The 16,167-nt window shown below is 70.3% G+C and carries 14 protein-coding genes; 7 read left to right on the plus strand and 7 right to left on the minus strand.

Going from position 1 to position 16,167, the window contains the following annotated elements:
• Positions 1 to 15 precede the first annotated feature (15 nt).
• Positions 16 to 561, minus strand: coding sequence for a GNAT family N-acetyltransferase (locus PXH83_RS07300; protein ID WP_274557958.1), 546 nt, complete (start codon positions 559 to 561; stop codon positions 16 to 18).
• Between the two features lie 321 nt (positions 562 to 882).
• Here PXH83_RS07300 and PXH83_RS07305 point away from each other — a divergent pair, with 321 nt between their 5' ends.
• Together PXH83_RS07305 and PXH83_RS07310 are read left to right on the plus strand one after the other, a co-directional pair.
• Positions 883 to 1,794, plus strand: coding sequence for a nitroreductase/quinone reductase family protein (locus PXH83_RS07305; RefSeq protein WP_274557959.1), 912 nt, complete (start codon positions 883 to 885; stop codon positions 1,792 to 1,794).
• A gap of 153 nt (positions 1,795 to 1,947) precedes the next feature.
• A complete protein-coding gene (locus tag PXH83_RS07310; RefSeq protein ID WP_274557961.1) occupies positions 1,948 to 4,530 on the plus strand; it encodes a M14 family zinc carboxypeptidase in 2,583 nt (860 codons plus the stop codon).
• 84 nt (positions 4,531 to 4,614) lie between these two features.
• Here the strand turns inward: PXH83_RS07310 and PXH83_RS07315 are convergent, their stop codons facing one another.
• Together PXH83_RS07315 and PXH83_RS07320 are read right to left on the minus strand one after the other, a co-directional pair.
• A complete protein-coding gene (locus tag PXH83_RS07315) occupies positions 4,615 to 5,043 on the minus strand; it encodes an organic hydroperoxide resistance protein (protein ID WP_274557962.1) in 429 nt (142 codons plus the stop codon).
• A 66-nt stretch (positions 5,044 to 5,109) separates the two neighbouring features.
• Complete coding sequence (locus tag PXH83_RS07320; RefSeq protein WP_274557964.1) at positions 5,110 to 6,129, minus strand: NADP-dependent oxidoreductase; 1,020 nt, start codon at positions 6,127 to 6,129, stop codon at positions 5,110 to 5,112.
• A 92-nt stretch (positions 6,130 to 6,221) separates the two neighbouring features.
• Here PXH83_RS07320 and PXH83_RS07325 point away from each other — a divergent pair, with 92 nt between their 5' ends.
• On the plus strand, positions 6,222 to 6,644 hold the full coding sequence (locus PXH83_RS07325; protein WP_274557966.1) for a MarR family winged helix-turn-helix transcriptional regulator: 423 nt from the start codon (positions 6,222 to 6,224) through the stop codon (positions 6,642 to 6,644).
• A gap of 51 nt (positions 6,645 to 6,695) precedes the next feature.
• Here the strand turns inward: PXH83_RS07325 and PXH83_RS07330 are convergent, their stop codons facing one another.
• Complete coding sequence (locus tag PXH83_RS07330; RefSeq protein WP_420803126.1) at positions 6,696 to 7,583, minus strand: SCO2400 family protein; 888 nt, start codon at positions 7,581 to 7,583, stop codon at positions 6,696 to 6,698.
• 112 nt (positions 7,584 to 7,695) lie between these two features.
• Here PXH83_RS07330 and PXH83_RS07335 point away from each other — a divergent pair, with 112 nt between their 5' ends.
• The 4 genes from PXH83_RS07335 to PXH83_RS07350 all read left to right on the plus strand — a co-directional run bounded on the left by PXH83_RS07335 (position 7,696) and on the right by PXH83_RS07350 (position 12,692).
• Complete coding sequence (locus PXH83_RS07335) at positions 7,696 to 8,271, plus strand: hypothetical protein (protein WP_274557970.1); 576 nt, start codon at positions 7,696 to 7,698, stop codon at positions 8,269 to 8,271.
• Between the two features lie 144 nt (positions 8,272 to 8,415).
• Positions 8,416 to 9,453 carry a rod shape-determining protein gene (gene mreB, locus PXH83_RS07340; RefSeq protein WP_274557972.1) on the plus strand — a complete coding sequence of 346 codons (1,038 nt, stop codon included), beginning with the start codon at positions 8,416 to 8,418 and terminating at the stop codon, positions 9,451 to 9,453.
• A gap of 87 nt (positions 9,454 to 9,540) precedes the next feature.
• Complete coding sequence (locus PXH83_RS07345; protein ID WP_274562713.1) at positions 9,541 to 11,142, plus strand: GAF domain-containing sensor histidine kinase; 1,602 nt, start codon at positions 9,541 to 9,543, stop codon at positions 11,140 to 11,142.
• A 65-nt stretch (positions 11,143 to 11,207) separates the two neighbouring features.
• On the plus strand, positions 11,208 to 12,692 hold the full coding sequence (locus PXH83_RS07350) for an acyl-CoA synthetase (protein ID WP_274557974.1): 1,485 nt from the start codon (positions 11,208 to 11,210) through the stop codon (positions 12,690 to 12,692).
• A gap of 15 nt (positions 12,693 to 12,707) precedes the next feature.
• On the opposite strand, the gene PXH83_RS07355 is transcribed toward PXH83_RS07350, so the two are convergent.
• Genes PXH83_RS07355 through PXH83_RS07365 form a run of 3 tightly spaced genes read right to left on the minus strand, consistent with a single transcriptional unit; the run spans position 12,708 to position 15,558 of the window.
• Positions 12,708 to 13,346 carry a LutC/YkgG family protein gene (locus PXH83_RS07355; RefSeq protein WP_274557976.1) on the minus strand — a complete coding sequence of 213 codons (639 nt, stop codon included), beginning with the start codon at positions 13,344 to 13,346 and terminating at the stop codon, positions 12,708 to 12,710.
• Positions 13,343 to 14,812 (minus strand): LutB/LldF family L-lactate oxidation iron-sulfur protein, encoded by a 1,470-nt coding sequence (locus PXH83_RS07360; protein ID WP_274557978.1) that lies wholly within the window; start codon positions 14,810 to 14,812, stop codon positions 13,343 to 13,345. The genes PXH83_RS07355 and PXH83_RS07360 overlap by 4 nt, the downstream gene beginning before the upstream one ends.
• Positions 14,809 to 15,558, minus strand: a complete 750-nt coding sequence (locus PXH83_RS07365; protein WP_274557980.1) for a (Fe-S)-binding protein — start codon at positions 15,556 to 15,558, stop codon at positions 14,809 to 14,811. Before PXH83_RS07365 ends, PXH83_RS07360 begins: the two co-directional genes overlap by 4 nt.
• Between the last annotated feature and the right edge of the window lie 609 nt (positions 15,559 to 16,167).

The raw sequence follows: 16,167 nt of genomic DNA on the forward strand, positions 1-16,167 counted from the left end.
GCATTCAGCGCGGTTTCACGATGGTTTCAGCGCACTGGAACCGGGCGGCGGAGGCAATGCCTCATCGCCGCCGACGCCCAGTGTGCGGCTGTAGCGGGTGCCCGGGCGGCCGTCCAGCACGATGTCTTCGACCGGGGCGAAGCCGGCGCGGGTCAGGACGGCCTTCGAGGCCGGGTTGTCGGTCGTGGTGACTGCGGTGAGTGAGGTGAGGTTGTAGTCGGTTGCGGCGCGTGTGCAGAGGTCTTGTACTGCCGTGGTGGCCAGGCCCTGGCCTGCGGCTCGTTCGGCTATTCGGTAGCCGAGCTCGGCGGTTCCGGCCGCCGTGATGTCGATCAGGTTGACGCGTCCGAGGATCGCGTCGCCCTGGTCGTCTTGCAGGACATGGAAGTGGTGCAGCCCGGCGGCCTGTTCGGCGAGGATCGCGGCGTGGCGGGCTTCGAAGTGTTTGAAGTAGTCGTCGCCGCGATCGGGTATCGAGCGGGCGAAGTACGCGCGGTTCTCCCGCTCGAAGGCCAGGAGCGCGGGCGCGTGATCGGCTCGTAGGCGTGTCAGGGTCAGCACAAGTGGACGATAGCGCGTTGACAGTTGGCCGGCCGGTGGCTGTAATGGGGCGCGTGTCGCGTGACGCCGGCCAAAGAGCAGTGGGCAGGCCGGTAGTTGGGCGAACACCTTTCACCTTGGGACATGCCATGAGTTCATACTCCGCACCCCCCTTTCGCCTGACGTAAGCGCCTTCGCGCCGTCTCGCGTCCCCTCGTCCTCCGCCGTGTTCAGCACCGGCGTGTGACGTCCGTACGTCCCGTACGTCCCCGTACGTCGCCGTGCGCCCTCATCCACCCCTCAGCGCCACCCCATGCCCTCATTCAGGAGATTTGACACAGTATGCCCACTTCCTTCAATCAAGCGGTCATCGACGAGTTCCGAGCCAACGGCGGAAAGGTCGGTGGCCCCTTCGAAGGCGGCGACCTCCTTCTGTTGACCACCACGGGCGTGAAGTCGGGGAAGCAGCACACCGCTCCCCTCGGCTACGTCCGCGACGGCGACGTGCTGCTGGTCGTCGGGTCCGCCGCCGGTGCGCCCCGCCATCCCGCCTGGTACCACAACCTGCTCGCCCGGCCCCAGGTGCAGGTGGAGATCGGCACCGAGTCGTTCGAGGCGATTGCCGTCCCGGCCGAGGGTGCGCGGCGTGACGAGTTGTTCGAGCTCTTTGTGGGTGTGGATCCGGGGTACGGGGATTACCAGGCCCGTACTGAGCGGGTCCTGCCGGTCGTGGTGCTGGAGCGGGCGGAGCACGAGGGAGCGCCCCGCGAAGTCAGCAATCTCGCCGACAAGCTCATCGAGGTACACACCTGGCTGCGCGGGCAGTTGCGGCATGTGAGCGACGAGGTCGACGCGCACTTCGCCGCGCGGGCCGATCGGCAGGGGGCCGGGGAAGCCTCGGTGCCTCCGGGGCTCGGGCTGCAGATACGGCAGCACTGCCTGGCGTTCTGCCAGACCCTGGAGTTCCATCACACCAGCGAGGACGCGCACCTGTTCAACGCCATTGGGGGCTACCACCCCCACTTGCGCGAGGCCCTCGACCGGCTTCGGGCCGAGCACCGGACGGTTGCGCGTATTCAAGGGGAACTCGTTGCCCTGCTGGGCGATGTCAGCAGCGCCGATCCGCTGCGTTTCCGAAGTGAACTCGATCGGATGTCGGAGGAATTGACCGCCCATCTCGATTACGAGGAGGAAGCGCTGCTGCCCGTGCTGGCCGAGATCCCTTGGCCTCCGGTCGCGCCCGACACCGCCTGAGGAGTGCGCCTCTCTGGTCCCTGCCGCCCCAATACCCCCTTGTCGTCACGCGGTTGAAGAGGTAGACCCCTGCGTACCGGTCGATCACCATCCCTGATCGCATCCGAACGCATCCGAACGCATCCGAACGCATCCGACGATCCGGAGATACGCATGGGCACAGGCATACCGAGACCTCTCCTCATCACCACCGCCGCCATCGCGAGCGCACTCCTCCTCTCCCCCGTCCCAGCCACCGCCCACCCCGGCGACGGCCGGGACGGGGGCCGGGACGGCGGCGTACACCGGGAGCGGGCCGCCGGTGGGCAAGGGGCGGCCGCGGCCCGGAATCCGGCTTCCGCCGCCGCCAACGCGCTCGATGCGGCGAAGTCCCCCGGGCTCAAGCACGACCGTGGTTATCCGCGCCGGACCACCCTCACCCCGCCCGCCCCCAACCCGGCCGACAAGTCCATCAAGCTGGGGCTCACGCCGTACCACTCCATCGCACCGAAGCTCAACGCCCTTCAGAAGCTGGGCAATCGGGTCAGTGTCGAGGTCGCCGGACGGTCCGCCGGTGGGCATCAGCTCTATCTCGTCACTGTCACCGCGCCCGAGAGTTCCCGCGAGGCGCGCGAGCAGGAGCGGATGCGGGAGCTCATTGAGAATTCGCCGGGCGCCGCCGCCAAGGACCGTCGTATCAAGGCGACTTACAAAGCACCCGTCTTCATCAACAACAACATCCACGGCAATGAATGGGAGGGTACGGACGCCGCCCTGAAGCTCATCGAGAAGCTCGCGAAGGCAAAGGACGGCAAGACCGCCGATCTGCTGGCGAAGACCCGTATCTATCTCAATGTGACTGCCAATCCCGACGGGCGGATCGCGGGCACCCGCGCCAACGCCAACGGCTTCGACCTCAACCGGGACTTCATCACCGCCACCCAGCCCGAGGCCCGCGCGATCCGGCAGATCGCCATCGACAAGCAGCCCGCCGTGATGCTCGACCTGCACGGGTACGTCAACGGCACGCTCATCGAGCCGACGACGCCGCCGCACGGCGAGAATTACGAGTACGACCTCTTCCTCAAGAATTCGTATGCGAATGCGCTGGGGATGGAACGGGCTGTGAACGGGCTCGGTTATACGCCCGCCAAGGACGGTGTCGAGCCCGCCGTCATCCCCTTCCGCGACGAGGAAGAGGGCTGGGACGACTGGCCGCCGATCTTCACGCCGCAGTACATGCCTTTCCAGGGCGCGGTCGCGGCGCACACCATCGAGTTCCCGATGCAGGTCAACAACAAGTCGTACGACACGCTGCCCGTCGATGAGCTGCGCCGCAGGGCCGCCATCAACACGGACATCGCGGGCGCCGCGATGCGCGCCTCCCTCGACTACACGGCGGCCAAGCGCACTTCCGTCATCGCCGACCAGATCGAGACCTTCCGGCGCGGTGCGGCAGGCGCCGCGCAGGTGCCGGTGTCGGCGGAGACCGTGCCGGGCGTGCCCGGCATCGGGCCCGAGGACGTCTATACGACCGGCTTTCCGCGGGCGTACGTCGTCCCGGCCGGGCGGACGCAGCGGTCCGCTACCGCCGCGGCGCGGCTCGTCGACCATCTCGTCGCCAATGACGTGCGGGTGGAGCGTGCCCGGCGGGACTTCAAGCTCGGCGGGCGTGCGTACGAGGCGGGGTCCTACGTCGTCGACATGCGGCAGCCCAAGCGCGGTCTGGCCAATGTGATCCTGTCCGAGGGGCGCGACATCAGCGCCGATGTGTCGACCATGTATGACATCTCCGGATGGAGTCTCGGGCTGCTGTGGGGCGCGAGTGTTGAGAAGGTACAGAAGGCTTCTGGTGGGGTGGATGTTCCGGGGCGTCCGGTGCATGCCGCGTCACCCACCGGGTACGTCGCGCCTCGCGGTGATCTTCAGCTGCGGCTCGACGACCCCAAGGAGCTCACCGCCCTCAACTCCCTTCTGACAGCGGGCGTGAAGGTACGGCGTACCGCCGACGGCAGTGCGATCGTGCCCGCATCGGCCCGTAAGAAGGCCGCGGCGCTCGCCGACCGTTACGGCGTCGCCTTCCACGCCACCAAGGCCAAGGGTGTCGCCCCGCTCGGCCGGACCCGGGTCGCCGCTGCCGTGACGCCGGGCGAGCTGTTCGCGCTGCGCGAGATGGGCTTCGACGTACTGCCGGTGTCCACGGCGACGCTCAACGCGGGCTTCGACTGGTCGAAGGCGGACGTGCTGTTCGTGTCGTCCGGGCTGGAGTACGGGAAGCTCGAACCGGCCGCGCGCGGCGCACTCGACGCTTTCCTCGCGGGCGGTGGAGGGCTGGTCGGCCGTGGCGCGGCGGGTGCGGCGCTCAATGCCGATGCCGGTCTGCTGGCGGCCGAGCCCGTCGAGGGCAACGGTGACGCGAACGGTGTCGTACGGGTCGTCAACGCAGGCGGTCCCGTGACCGGCGGCGCCCCCGCCCACACCTTCGTCTACTCGCCGGTGTGGTTCACCGACCTCGGTCCCGGCGTCCGCGTCGACCAGTCGTACGGCGCCGGCAACCCGCTCGTCTCCGGCCACTGGCGCGCGGCCGAGGACGGCAGCGGCGGCCCGAAGGACGCGGCCGGCAAGGCTGCGGTCGTCAGCGGTACGGCGGCCAAGGGCGCGAGCGTGGTGCTGTTCGGTACGGAGCCGCTGTTCCGTGCGCACCCGAAGGGCATCTACGCGCAGGTCGGACGGGCGTTGATCAACTCGGCGGGCTGAGCGACTCGGAAGGCCGTATTACGAGGTGAAGGGCCGCACCCCCTGGACGGGGTGCGGCCCTTCACCTTGTGCGGTGCGCCGGAATCAGACGACGGACAGCTCAACCTTGATGTTGCCGCGGGTGGCGTTGGAGTACGGGCACACCTGGTGCGCCTTCTCCAGCAGGTCCTTCGCGGTGGCCGCATCCACGTTCGGGATGTGGGCGCTGAGCGCGACCTCAAGACCGAAGCCACCGTCGCCGTTCGAGCCGATGCCGACCTTCGCCGTCACGACGGAGCCCGAAATGTCGGCCTTCTCCTTGCGGGCGACGACGCCGAGCGCGCCCTGGAAGCAGGCGCTGTAGCCGGCCGCGAAGAGCTGCTCCGGGTTGGTTCCGGCGCCGCTGCCGCCCATCTCCTTCGGCGGGTTCACGACGACGTCGAGGTTGCCGTCGTCCGAGGCGACACGGCCGTCACGGCCGTTCTCCGCGGTGGCGACAGCGGTGTACTTCACGTCAATGGCCTGGATGGTCATGCTGAGGAATCCTCCTGCTTGGTACGCCGCGACTCGCGCCCACGACCGCGGCGGCTGTGGGTGAGCCTATCGGGTAAGAGAAACGATCATCTTTCCGGTGTTCTCACCGCGGAGCAGGCCGACGAATGCGTCGTAGCCGTTCTCGATGCCCTCGACGACGGTCTCGTTGTACTTGAGCTCGCCGGAGCGGATCCAGCCCGAGACGTCCTTGACGAACTGCGGCTGGAGCGCGGCATGGTCGCCGACCAGCACGCCCTGCAGCCGGAGCCGCTTGCCGATGATCAGCGCCATGTTGCGCGGACCGGGCGTGGCCTCGGTGTTGTTGTACTGCGCGATCATTCCGCAGATCGTGGCGCGGCCGTGCACGTTCAGCGAGCCGATGGCCGCTTCGAGGTGTTCGCCGCCGACGTTGTCGAAGTAGACCTCGATGCCGTCGGGAGCGGCCTCGCGCAGCTGCTCCGCGACGGGGCCGTCCTTGTAGTTGAACGCCGCGTCGAAACCGTACTCCTCGGTGAGGAGCTTGACCTTCTCGGCCGAGCCGGCCGAGCCGATGACCCGCGACGCGCCCTTGAGCTTCGCCATCTGGCCGACCTGACTGCCGACCGCACCGGCCGCGCCGGAGACGAAGACGGCGTCGCCCTCCTTGAAGGAGGCGACCTCGAAGAGGCCCGCGTAGGCGGTGAGGCCGGTCATGCCCAGTACGCCGAGGTAGGCGGAGAGCGGGGCGAGTGAGGCGTCGACCTTGGTGGCGTGCTTGGCGTTGACGTCGGCGTACTCGCGCCAGCCGAGGCCGTGCAGGACGTGGTCGCCGACGGCGAAGCGCTCGTCGCCGGAGGCGATGACCTCGCCGACCGCGCCGCCGTCCATCGGCTCGTCGAGCTGGAAGGGCGGGACGTACGACTTCACGTCGTTCATGCGGCCGCGCATGTAGGGATCGACCGAGAAGTGGAGGTTGCGGACCAGAATGCGACCCTCGGCCGGCGCGGACACCGGGGCCTCGCGCAGGGCGAAGTCCTCGGCCTTGGGCCAGCCGTGCGGGCGGGCGACGAGGTGCCAGGAACGGCCGGTCGTGGGCAGTGCGGTCATGCGGTGCGACCTCCTAAGAAAAGCTTCAGGTACTGAAACAACCATGCTCCTGGATATTTCACGTTGTCAAGTAAATGGGTACGATGGTTCGCATGACCCCTCGCACAGGCCACCTGACCCTGGAAGTCGTCGAGCTGATCGGCGAGGTCGTGTCCCGCTACCACGACGAGTACGACGAAGCGGCGGCCACATATGCGCTCACCGGCGCCCAGGCGCGCGTCCTGGGGCTCCTCTCCCTCGAAGCGATGCCCATGCGCCGTATCGCCCAGAAGCTGAAGTGCGAGCCGTCGAACATCACCGGGATCGTCGACCGGCTGGAGGCGCGCGGCCTGGTGGAGCGGCGGCCCGACCCGGCCGACCGACGGGTCAAGCTGGCCGCCGTCACGGACGAGGGGCGGCAGACCGCGGCCAAACTGCGGGACTCGCTGAACTTCGCGCGCGAGCCGCTCGGCCGGCTGTCGGACGACGAGCGAACGGTGCTGCGGGACCTGCTGAAGCGGATGCTGGGGCACTGATCAACCCGGGGGCCTACGCGCCCCCGGAGCCGTGGCGGCCCGGCGCTCCGCTCAGGTGCACCACCACAGGAACTGGTCGCAGGTCTCGGGCGGCTTCGGATCCGGTGTCGGCGTGGGCTTGGGCTTGGGGGCCGGCTGCTCGGACGACGGCGGTGGGGGTGGCGGGGGCGCGGGGGCCGGTGCGGACGACGGCTCGCCCGTGGCCTGCGAGGGCGCACCGCCCGAGTCGCCGGATGCCGGAGCGGACGACTTGCCGGTGGCCGAGGCCTTCGGCGAGGCGGACTTCGACGCCTTGGCGGAGGCGGAGGCGCTCGCGGATGCCGAGGCTTTACTGGCCGACGCGGACGGATCCGCATGCGCGTCCCGAATACCGCCGTCGCCCGAGAGGCCGCCGTCGCCCGTCGGGGTCGACCACCCGCTCGGGTCGCCCTCGTCCCCGTCGCCCGAGGGAGCGGACGCCTGCCCCTCCCCCGAGGACTCGGTGGCCAGCTCGGCGAGGCTCAGCGCACCCCCGGCCAGCACCAGGCCCATGCAGACGAGTGCGACCTTGCGGCCCCGGCGGCGGTGCGCCCGGCGGGAGCGCCGCGATCGGCGTGCGCCGCGGCCGCCGGAATCGTCGGATTCGGGGAGGTCGTCGCGCGCGGCGGGAGCGTCGCTGTCGTCGCCGTCGCCTTCGTCAATGGAACCGTCGGCGTAATAGGGGTCGCCGTAATCGGCGTAGTTGCCGTCGCCGTCGTACTGCCCGCCGCCGTAGCGCCTCTCCTCGTACTGCTCCGGCACATCGGGCGTCTGCCACGCTCCAGGCCTTTGGGGCATTTCGAAGTGCTCGGGCACAGCCGCGCGAGGAGCGGTGCGGCTGAGCTCCCCGATGGGGGCTCCGCATCCGGCACAGGCCAGAGCGCCGTTGAGGTGCCTGCGGCAGGAGTGGCAGTAGTCCATGGCGCCCGCAGATTATGCGTCCGAGGGGGGACAACGGGAGCCCCACCTGTGAGGATCTTGTGTGGAAGCGAAGGTTCCGCGGCGTGTCAGAGGGGCAAGGCAGGATGGACGTATGCATACGGGCACGCATCCCTTCGGGCCGCTCGACTTCCAGCTCGTGCTGCTGCGCCGGATGGCCGACCACCAGCCCGGCCTGGTCGAGGACGCCCGGCGCGAGCTGAGCGTCACGCTCGCGGAGATGCGCGAGGCCAATCGCCGGTGGCAGGCCATGGTCCGGTCGTCGCGTGCGCGCGGGACCGTGGCGCGTTACCGGTCGGTCCTCGGGCCGCCCGAGACGTCCGTACGCCGCCGGATCGGCGACCTGGAGTGCGACGCGCTGACCTGGCCCGTACCGCTCTGGCCCGACCTGCGCTTCGAAGTACTGACCGCGCCGGGCGGCGCCGTCTGGAACGAGTGGCTGGTGCGTGCCCCAGGGGCCCCGGGGCCCGAGCTGTGTACGGCCGACGACCTGCGCCCCTGGTCGTGCACCGTCGACGAGGTGGCCCGTGCCTTCGCGCCGGTTCGCCCGATGGAGGGCTCTGCGCCGACCCGGTGGCGGCTGGGGATGACGCTGCCCGACGGGAGGGCATGCGTGGCGGAGTTCACCTGGGGGCTGTTGCAGCGCGTGCAGTTTCCTGACGGCTCGTAACACCCCGAGACCCCGTTCCTGGCAAGGCGTCAGCTCGTACCCCGACCGGCTCAGCCCAGCGCGCGCACGGCACGCGGCCCGCGCACGATGCTAAGAGGACCGTCGTCCGTCGGTCCGTCAGCGCTCTCGGGAGAAGAATCTGCCGTGACCGTCAGCCTTGAGCAGTTGCGCCGTTGCCATATCGCCGTCGACCTCGGGGCCGCGAGGACCCGGGTATTCGTGAAGGGGGCCGGGCTCGTCGTCGACGAGCCGAGTGTGGCCGCCGTGAACACCCGTACCGGCGCGCTCATCGCCGTCGGTGCCTTCGCCGAGAAGATGACCGGCCGCACGCCCGACTACATCCGCGTCGTACGCCCCGTATCCGGCGGCACCGTGGTCGACATCGAAATGGCCCAGCGCATGCTGCGCCAGCTGATCGGCGAGAAGCTGCGCCGCCAGCTCCGCCGCAAACCGCGGCTGCGCGCCGCCGCCTGCACCCCGCACGACAGCGACCCGCTCGCCCAGCGCGCCGCCGTCGAAACCCTGATCGGGCTCGGTGCGCGCCGCGTCGAGCTCGTCGACACCCTCATCGCCGCGGCCGTCGGCTGCGGGCTGCCCGTGGAGCAGCCGTCGGCCACCATGATCATGGTGTGCGGGGCGGCGACCACCCAGGTCGCGGTGCTCTCGCTCGGCTCGATCGTCACCGCCCAGCGCATCCCGATCGGCGGCAACGCCATCGACCACGCGGTGATCCAGCACCTGCGCCACCAGCACGAACTGATGCTGCCGAGTCAGTCCGTACGCCCCCTCCAGCTGGCACTCAGCGGCAACGGGCTGACCGCGGACGGCCCGGCATCCACCGAGATCCACGGCCGGGACGTGGCCACCGGACTCGCCCGCTCCGTACTCGTCGACACCGCCGCCGTGCGCCAGGCGATCCACACCCCGCTCACGGGCGTGCTCGACGGCATCGGAAAGGTGCTGCGCGACTGCCCGCCGGATCTCGTCGCCGACCTCGCCGACCGCGGAATCATGATGGTCGGCGGCAGCGCACTGCTGCCGGGCCTCGACCAGATGCTGCGCGACGCGACGGGCATGCCGGTGCACATCGCGGAGCGGCCCGACATCTGCTCCGTACTCGGGCTCGGGGCGATGCTGGAGGGCAAGATCCAGCCGCTCGTCCTCGAACCCATCAGCGGCTGAACGGGGAAGCCGCATGCGGAATAGGACAGCGCGGCTGCGGCTCACGTGAATCCGGAAGGTGCGGGCAGCGTGGCGCCCCGGCTGCCGATGCTGCTGGAAGCCGTGCTGAACGTTGCCACGGAGGTCGAACTGCGCACCACCCTCCAGCACATCGTGGACACCGCGACCGAGCTGGCCGGGGCGCGGTACGGCGCGCTCGGGGTGGTGGATCCCGAACGCGGTGGTGTCACGGAGCTGTTCACCTCGGGCATCGACGAGGACACGCGGGCCCGCATCGGACGACTCCCCGACGGGCGTACCGGCCTGATCGGCCACCTCATCCAGGAACCCCGGCCGCTGCTCGTCCCCGACATCGCGGCCGACGTTCGCTCGTCGGGTGTGCCGCCGGGGCACCCCGAGATGCATTCCTTCGTCGGGGTGCCGATCCAGGTGCACACGCAGGTCTTCGGCAACCTCTATCTGACGGAGAAGCAGGGCGGGGAGCGGAGCGGAAGGCGGGGCGAAAGGCGGAGCGGGAGCAGGGGCGGCGAGCAGGGCGGGGAAGCTCCCCCGTACTGGGGGTTCACTACCGAAGACCTGGCAATGCTGCGCGTCCTCGCCTCGCAGGCGGGCATCGCGATCGGCAACGCCCGCCTGTACGAGACGGCCCGCCGGCGGGAGCGCTGGATCGAGGGGGCAGACGCCGTCACCACCGCCCTCCTCACCGGCGAGAGTGCCACCGACGCGCTGAACACGGTGGCCGAACGGGCCCGTATCCTCGCCGACGCCTCGGCGGGCGTCGTCCTCCAGCCCACCGCGGACGGCGGCATGGAGATCGTCGCGGCCTCCACGCTCGACGACCCGGCCGATCTCATCGGCACGGTCATCGAGGCCGGCAGTCCGGTTCTGGAACAACTACTGGGCGGGGAACCGGTGTTCATCGAGGACTCGGCGACCGATGCCCGGATGACCACGCACGTACGCTCACGATTCGGCCCGAGCATGATGCTGCCGCTGCAGAGCGGCGGCAAGCTGATCGGCACGCTCGCCCTGCCGCGGCGGCGCGGCGGCGTCCCGTACACGGCGGTCGACCGGCTGCTCGCCTCGCAGTTCGCTTCGCAGGCGGCGCTCGCGCTGGTCCTCGCGGACAGCAGGCACGACCGGGAGCGGCTCGCGGTCTTCGAGGACCGCGACCGGATCGCACGTGACCTGCACGATCTCGTCGTACAGCGGCTGTTCGCCACCGAGATGATGCTGGAGTCCACCCGGCGGCGGGCCGCCGCAGCCGATATGGACGAGCTGCTGGGCGCGGCAATCGACGAACTCGACTCGACCATTCAGGAGGTACGGACGACGATCTTCGCCCTCCAACAGCCACCGGCGGAAGCGCCGTCCACCTTCCGGGGCCGTGTCCTGCGCGAGACGTCGGGCGCGGCGGCGCTGCTGGGCTTCCAGCCGTCGGTGCACTTCGTGGGCGCGGTGGACGCGCTGGTGACGGCACCGGTGGCCCGTCGGCTGCTGACCGCCCTGCGCGGCGCTTTGGCGGCGGCGCACCGGCGGGTGGGGGTGACGGCGGTGGAGGTGACGGTCGAGGTGCGGGAGGGGGTGGTGCGGCTTGTGGTCACGGACGATGGGCGGCGGGAGGACGGGGATGAGGGTGAGGGGGAGGGGGAGGGCGGGACGACCTTCAGGTGGGAGGCGGCGCTGTGACGGGGATGCCGCTATGCCGGGGATGTCCTGGTGCGTTCGCCGAAGGCGGGCCGTAGGGTCGACGCATGGCTACCTCCTCGGTTCCCGCCCCGTCTCCCGCCCTCTTTCCCGCCCTCCGCTCAGGCTCCGACCGGACGGCTCTGCGGTTCGGCGACCGCACGCTGACGTACGCCGGACTGGCCTCGCTCGCGAGCAGCCTGGCGGCCCGTATCGCCGGTGCCGGGCGGGTCGCCGTCTGGGCCACGCCGAGTCTGGAGACGGCGGTGGGGGTGGTCGCGGCGCTGCTGGCCGGGGTGCCCGCCGTGCCGCTCAACCCGAAGACCGGGGAGCGGGAGCTCGCGCACATCGTGGCGGACAGTGCGCCGTCGGTGGTGCTGACCGCGCCCGGCTACGAACTTCCCATGGCACTGGGCAGGTTGCGGCGTATCGACGTCGACACGGTGGCGGACGGTTCACCGGCGCCCCTGCCGGACGAGCCGCCGACCGAATCCCCTGCCCTGATCGTCTACACCTCGGGCACGACGGGCCCGCCGAAGGGCGCGGTCCTGCCGCGCCGCGCCATAGCGGCGACGCTGGACGCGCTGGAGGACGCCTGGGAGTGGACGGCGGACGACGTGCTGGTGCACGGGCTGCCGCTGTTCCACGTACACGGGCTGATCCTGGGCATCCTGGGCCCGCTGCGGCGCGGCGGCGAGGTGCGTCACCTGGGCAGGTTCGACGTGGCGGGTGTCACGCGGGAGCTCTCGGCGGGCGCCACGATGCTCTTCGGCGTGCCGACGATGTACCACCGGCTGGCCGAAGCGCTGGACGACGACCGTGAGTTGGCGAAGGCGCTGGCGGGGGCGCGGCTGCTGGTTTCCGGGTCGGCGGCGCTGCCCCTGCACGACCACGAGCGGATCGCGGCGGCGACCGGCCGCCGGGTCGTCGAGCGGTACGGCATGACCGAGACCCTGATGCTGTGCTCCTCCACTCCGGCGAGCGCCGGGCCCGACGGCGAGTCGCGCGCGGGCACGGTCGGCGTCCCGCTCCCGGGCGTGGAACTGCGGCTGGTCGACGAAGCGGGCGCGGACATCACGGCGTACGACGGCGAGACCATCGGCGAGATCCAGGTGCGCGGCCCGAACCTCTTCACGGAGTACCTGAACCGGCCCGATGCCACGGAGGCGGCCTTCGACGGCAGCTGGTTCCGTACGGGCGACATGGCGACCAGGGACGCCGACGGCCACGTACGCATCGTGGGGCGCAAGGCCACGGACCTGATCAAGAGCGGCGGTTACAAGATCGGTGCGGGCGAGGTCGAGAACGCGCTGCTGGAGCATCCGGGGGTGCGGGAAGCGGCAGTGACGGGTGAGCCGGACGAGGACTTGGGCGAGCGTGTGGTGGCGTGGATCGTGGCGACGGACCCCGGGTCTCCGCCCTCGGAGCAGGAATTGGCCGACCATGTGGCGGCGCAACTGGCCCCGCACAAGCGCCCGCGCGCGGTCCGCCTGCTGGAGTCGCTGCCTCGCAACGACATGGGCAAGGTGATGAAGCGGGCGCTGGGCGGTTAGCGGCCTCTCTTTCCCCTACTCGCCCCCTACGACGATGACGTCGAGGGTGCGCGGACCGTGCACGCCCTCCACGCGGTCGAGTTCGATGTCGCTCGTAGCGGAAGGCCCGGAAATCCAGGTCAGCGGCGCCCTCGCGTCGACGCGCCCGAGTGCCTCGGGAACGTCGCCGGCGATCTGGTCCTCCCGTACGACGCACAGGTGGTAGTCCGGGAGGAGCGTGAGAGCCCTGCGGCCCTGGCCCGGCCCCGCGTCGAGGACGATCGTGCCGGTTACCGCGATCCCGAGCGCTGCCGTCGTCAACACGCCCTCCGCCGCGTCGAGTTCGGCCACCGACAGCGGTGGCTCGTCCCGCAGTACCGTCCATCCGCCGCCCTCGGGAAGCAGCCCGGCCGGGAAGCCGTCCGGGACGACGAGGGTGCGCAGGCCGCGCGCGGCCAGGCGGGCGGCGACGGTCACGCGGGCGTCGGCGTCGGTCGTACGCGTCACCGTCGCCCGGTAGTCCGCGACGCGCGCGGCGAACTGCGCCACCGCGTCCGGCTCGGCGTGCGAGCGGCGGTAGTCGCGCGGTACGGGTACGTCGTCGGGGCCCTCGGACGCCGGTACGTCGGCGAGGGCCGCCCGGATCCTGCCCAGAACGGTGTCGCGCGTGGTCACTTGGAACCTTCCCTTCCGCCGCGCGTCCGGCGCCACCACGCCCGCAGCGATTCCTTCGGCGGCACGGCTGTGTCACGGGTCCGCGTCCAGCGGCCGAGTGGCCCGGGCAGGTTGCCGATGGTTCCGCGCCGGGAGACCAGGCGGGCGGCGGGGTGCGCGAGGCGCTGGACGGCGGACAGTTTGACGGGCGAGGAGAGCACGGACGCGGCGGCCTTCATGACCAGGGCTTCCGGGGTCGGGACCCGGCCCTTGGCACGCTTGGCCTCCACCACCTCCGCCCGCAGATGCACCAGCACCTCCGGGATATTGATCTTCACCGGGCAGGCGTCGTAGCAGGCTCCGCACAGCGTCGAGGCGAACGGCAGCGACTCGGCGTGCTCGACGCCGACGAGCTGCGGGGTCAGGACGGCGCCGATCGGGCCGGGGTAGACCGATCCGTAGGCGTGGCCGCCGGTCCGCTCGTACACCGGGCAGACATTGAGGCAGGCCGAGCAGCGGATGCAGGCGAGTGCCTGGCGGCCGACGGTGTCCTTCAGCGTGGCCGTACGGCCGTTGTCGAGCAGGACGAGGTGGAAGTCCTGCGGCCCGTCGCCTTCGGTCGTGCCCGTCCACATGCTGGTGTACGGGTTCATGCGCTCGCCCGTCGACGAGCGCGGCAGCAACTGGAGAAAGACCTCCAGATCCTCGAAGGACGGCAGCACCTTCTCGATCCCCATGACGGTGATCAGCGTCTCGGGCAGCGTGAGGCACATCCGGCCGTTGCCCTCGGACTCGACGACGCCGACCGTGCCGGTGTCGGCGGCGGCGAAATTGGCGCCGGAGACGGCGACCTTGGCGCGCAGGAACTTCTCGCGCAGATGAAGGCGCGCGGCCTCTGCGAGGTCGCGGGGGCGGTCGGTGAGGCCTTCGGGGGCGGGTCGCCCCCACTTCCCCATTTCGCGCCGGAAGATGTCGCGGATCTCGGCCCGGTTGCGGTGGATGGCGGGGACGAGGATGTGGGAGGGGCGGTCGTCGCCGAGCTGCACGATGAGCTCGGCGAGATCGGTCTCGTACGCGGAGACGCCTTCCTCGGCGAGGGCTTCGTTGAGTGCGATCTCCTGGGTGACCATGGACTTGACCTTGACGACCTCGGTCTGGCCCGTCGCTTTGACCAGGGCGGTGACGATGCGGTTCGCCTCGGCGGCGTCGGCCGCCCAGTGGACCTGGCCGCCCGCTTTCGTGACGGCCTCCTCCAGACGCACGAGGTGGTGGTCGAGGTGGCGGAGGGTGCGGCGCTTGAGGGCCTTGCCCGCAGTGCGCAGCTGCTCCCAGTCGTCGAGTTCGGCGGTGACGGCGAGCCGTTTGTCGCGGATGGTGCCGGTGGCCTTGCGCAGGTTGGTGCGCAGCTGGGTGTCGGCGAGGGCCTCGCGGGCGGCGTCCGGGAAGGACGGGGCGCCGAGCCAGACGACGTTGTTGCTGTCGGTCACGGTCCGGTCGTCCCTTCCGTCGAGGCGAGGATTTCGGCGAGGTGGCGGGTGCCTACGCCCGTACGCAGCCGGTTCAGGCCGCCGCCGATGTGCATGAGGCAGGAGTTGTCGCCTGCCGTCAGGACGTCGGCGCGGGTGTCGAGTACGGCGCGCATCTTGTCGGCGAGCATGGCGTTCGAGGTGTCGGCGTTCTTGAGCGCGAACGTACCGCCGAAGCCGCAGCAGCTGTCGGCGGCGGGCAGCTCGACCAGGTCGATGCCGCTGACCGCGCGCAGGAGCTGGAGCGGGCGGTCACCGACGCGGAGCATGCGCAGGCTGTGGCAGGTGGGGTGGTAGGTGACGCGGTGCGGGAAGTGTGCGCCGACGTCGGTGACGCCGAGTACGTCGACGAGCAGCTCGGACAGCTCGTACACCTTGGGGGTCACCGCTTCCACTTGCTCGACGAGCGCGCTGTCGCCGTACTGCTCCGCGACGACGCGGTGGTAGTCGCGAACCATCCCGACGCACGATCCGGAGGGGGCGACCACGGCGTCGTACTCGCCCTGCGCGAAGACGTCGGCGAAGCGGCGGACCATCGGGAGCGTCTCGGGGCGGTAGCCGGTGTTGAAGTGCATCTGGCCGCAGCAGGCCTGGGCCTGCGGGAACTCGACGGTGTGGCCCAGGCGCTCAAGGAGCGAGACCACCGCCTTTCCCGTATCCGGAAACATCGTGTCGTTGAAGCAGGTGATGAACAGAGCGATTCTCATGCGTGTCCGTCTCATGCTTGTCCGTCCTCCGCCAGGACCGGGTATGCCCGCGCCCAGCAACCATCAGCGCGCTGTTCCTCCCACCCTGCGCAGGCACGCGTCACGCAAACATGGCGCCCTCGTCGACGGCATCGCGACGGAGGGGTGAATCCGGAATCGATCGGCTCAGCCGGGCGACGACCGGAGACGGCGGCATCCTCAACGCCGGGACACCTCCTCAACACGAGCGTCACCGCCAACACCGGCGGAAACTGCCGTCCGCCCGGAAGCGTCCCGGGCTGCACCGGCTGACGGCCCCGTACCGCAGCAGAAAGGCCCCCACGAGAGTGGGGGCCTTCGACGTTCCCGCAGCCCGTCCACGGCGCGTTCACGCAGCGTGAAACGTTTCTGCAGGGACTGCAGGGAGTGGGGCGGGTGGGACTCGAACCCACGGCCGACGGATTATGAGTCCTTTGGTGATTGTGTCGGCCCTTGTCGCTGTTGCCTGATCTTCGCCGTTTTCCCAGGTCAGAGGGCATTCCTGTGATTGGCCTTTGTAGATCCTTCGCGGTCTAAGTCGGTCCTTGTGTCCCCTCGCTGTCCCCTGAGTGGGCCCACGGGGGGACGCTG

This window comes from Streptomyces spiramyceticus, assembly GCF_028807635.1.
Lineage (GTDB): Bacteria > Actinomycetota > Actinomycetes > Streptomycetales > Streptomycetaceae > Streptomyces > Streptomyces spiramyceticus.

Coding starts and splice junctions, on each gene's coding strand:
- PXH83_RS07305 (WP_274557959.1), top strand. CDS start 883: ATGCCCACTTCCTTCAATCAAGCGGTCATCGACGAGTTCCGAGCCAAC.
- PXH83_RS07310 (WP_274557961.1), top strand. CDS start 1,948: ATGGGCACAGGCATACCGAGACCTCTCCTCATCACCACCGCCGCCATC.
- PXH83_RS07315 (WP_274557962.1), bottom strand. CDS start 5,043: ATGACCATCCAGGCCATTGACGTGAAGTACACCGCTGTCGCCACCGCG.
- PXH83_RS07320 (WP_274557964.1), bottom strand. CDS start 6,129: ATGACCGCACTGCCCACGACCGGCCGTTCCTGGCACCTCGTCGCCCGC.
- PXH83_RS07325 (WP_274557966.1), top strand. CDS start 6,222: ATGACCCCTCGCACAGGCCACCTGACCCTGGAAGTCGTCGAGCTGATC.
- PXH83_RS07330 (WP_420803126.1), bottom strand. CDS start 7,583: ATGGACTACTGCCACTCCTGCCGCAGGCACCTCAACGGCGCTCTGGCC.
- PXH83_RS07335 (WP_274557970.1), top strand. CDS start 7,696: ATGCATACGGGCACGCATCCCTTCGGGCCGCTCGACTTCCAGCTCGTG.
- PXH83_RS07345 (WP_274562713.1), top strand. CDS start 9,541: ATGCTGCTGGAAGCCGTGCTGAACGTTGCCACGGAGGTCGAACTGCGC.
- PXH83_RS07350 (WP_274557974.1), top strand. CDS start 11,208: ATGGCTACCTCCTCGGTTCCCGCCCCGTCTCCCGCCCTCTTTCCCGCC.
- PXH83_RS07365 (WP_274557980.1), bottom strand. CDS start 15,558: ATGAGAATCGCTCTGTTCATCACCTGCTTCAACGACACGATGTTTCCG.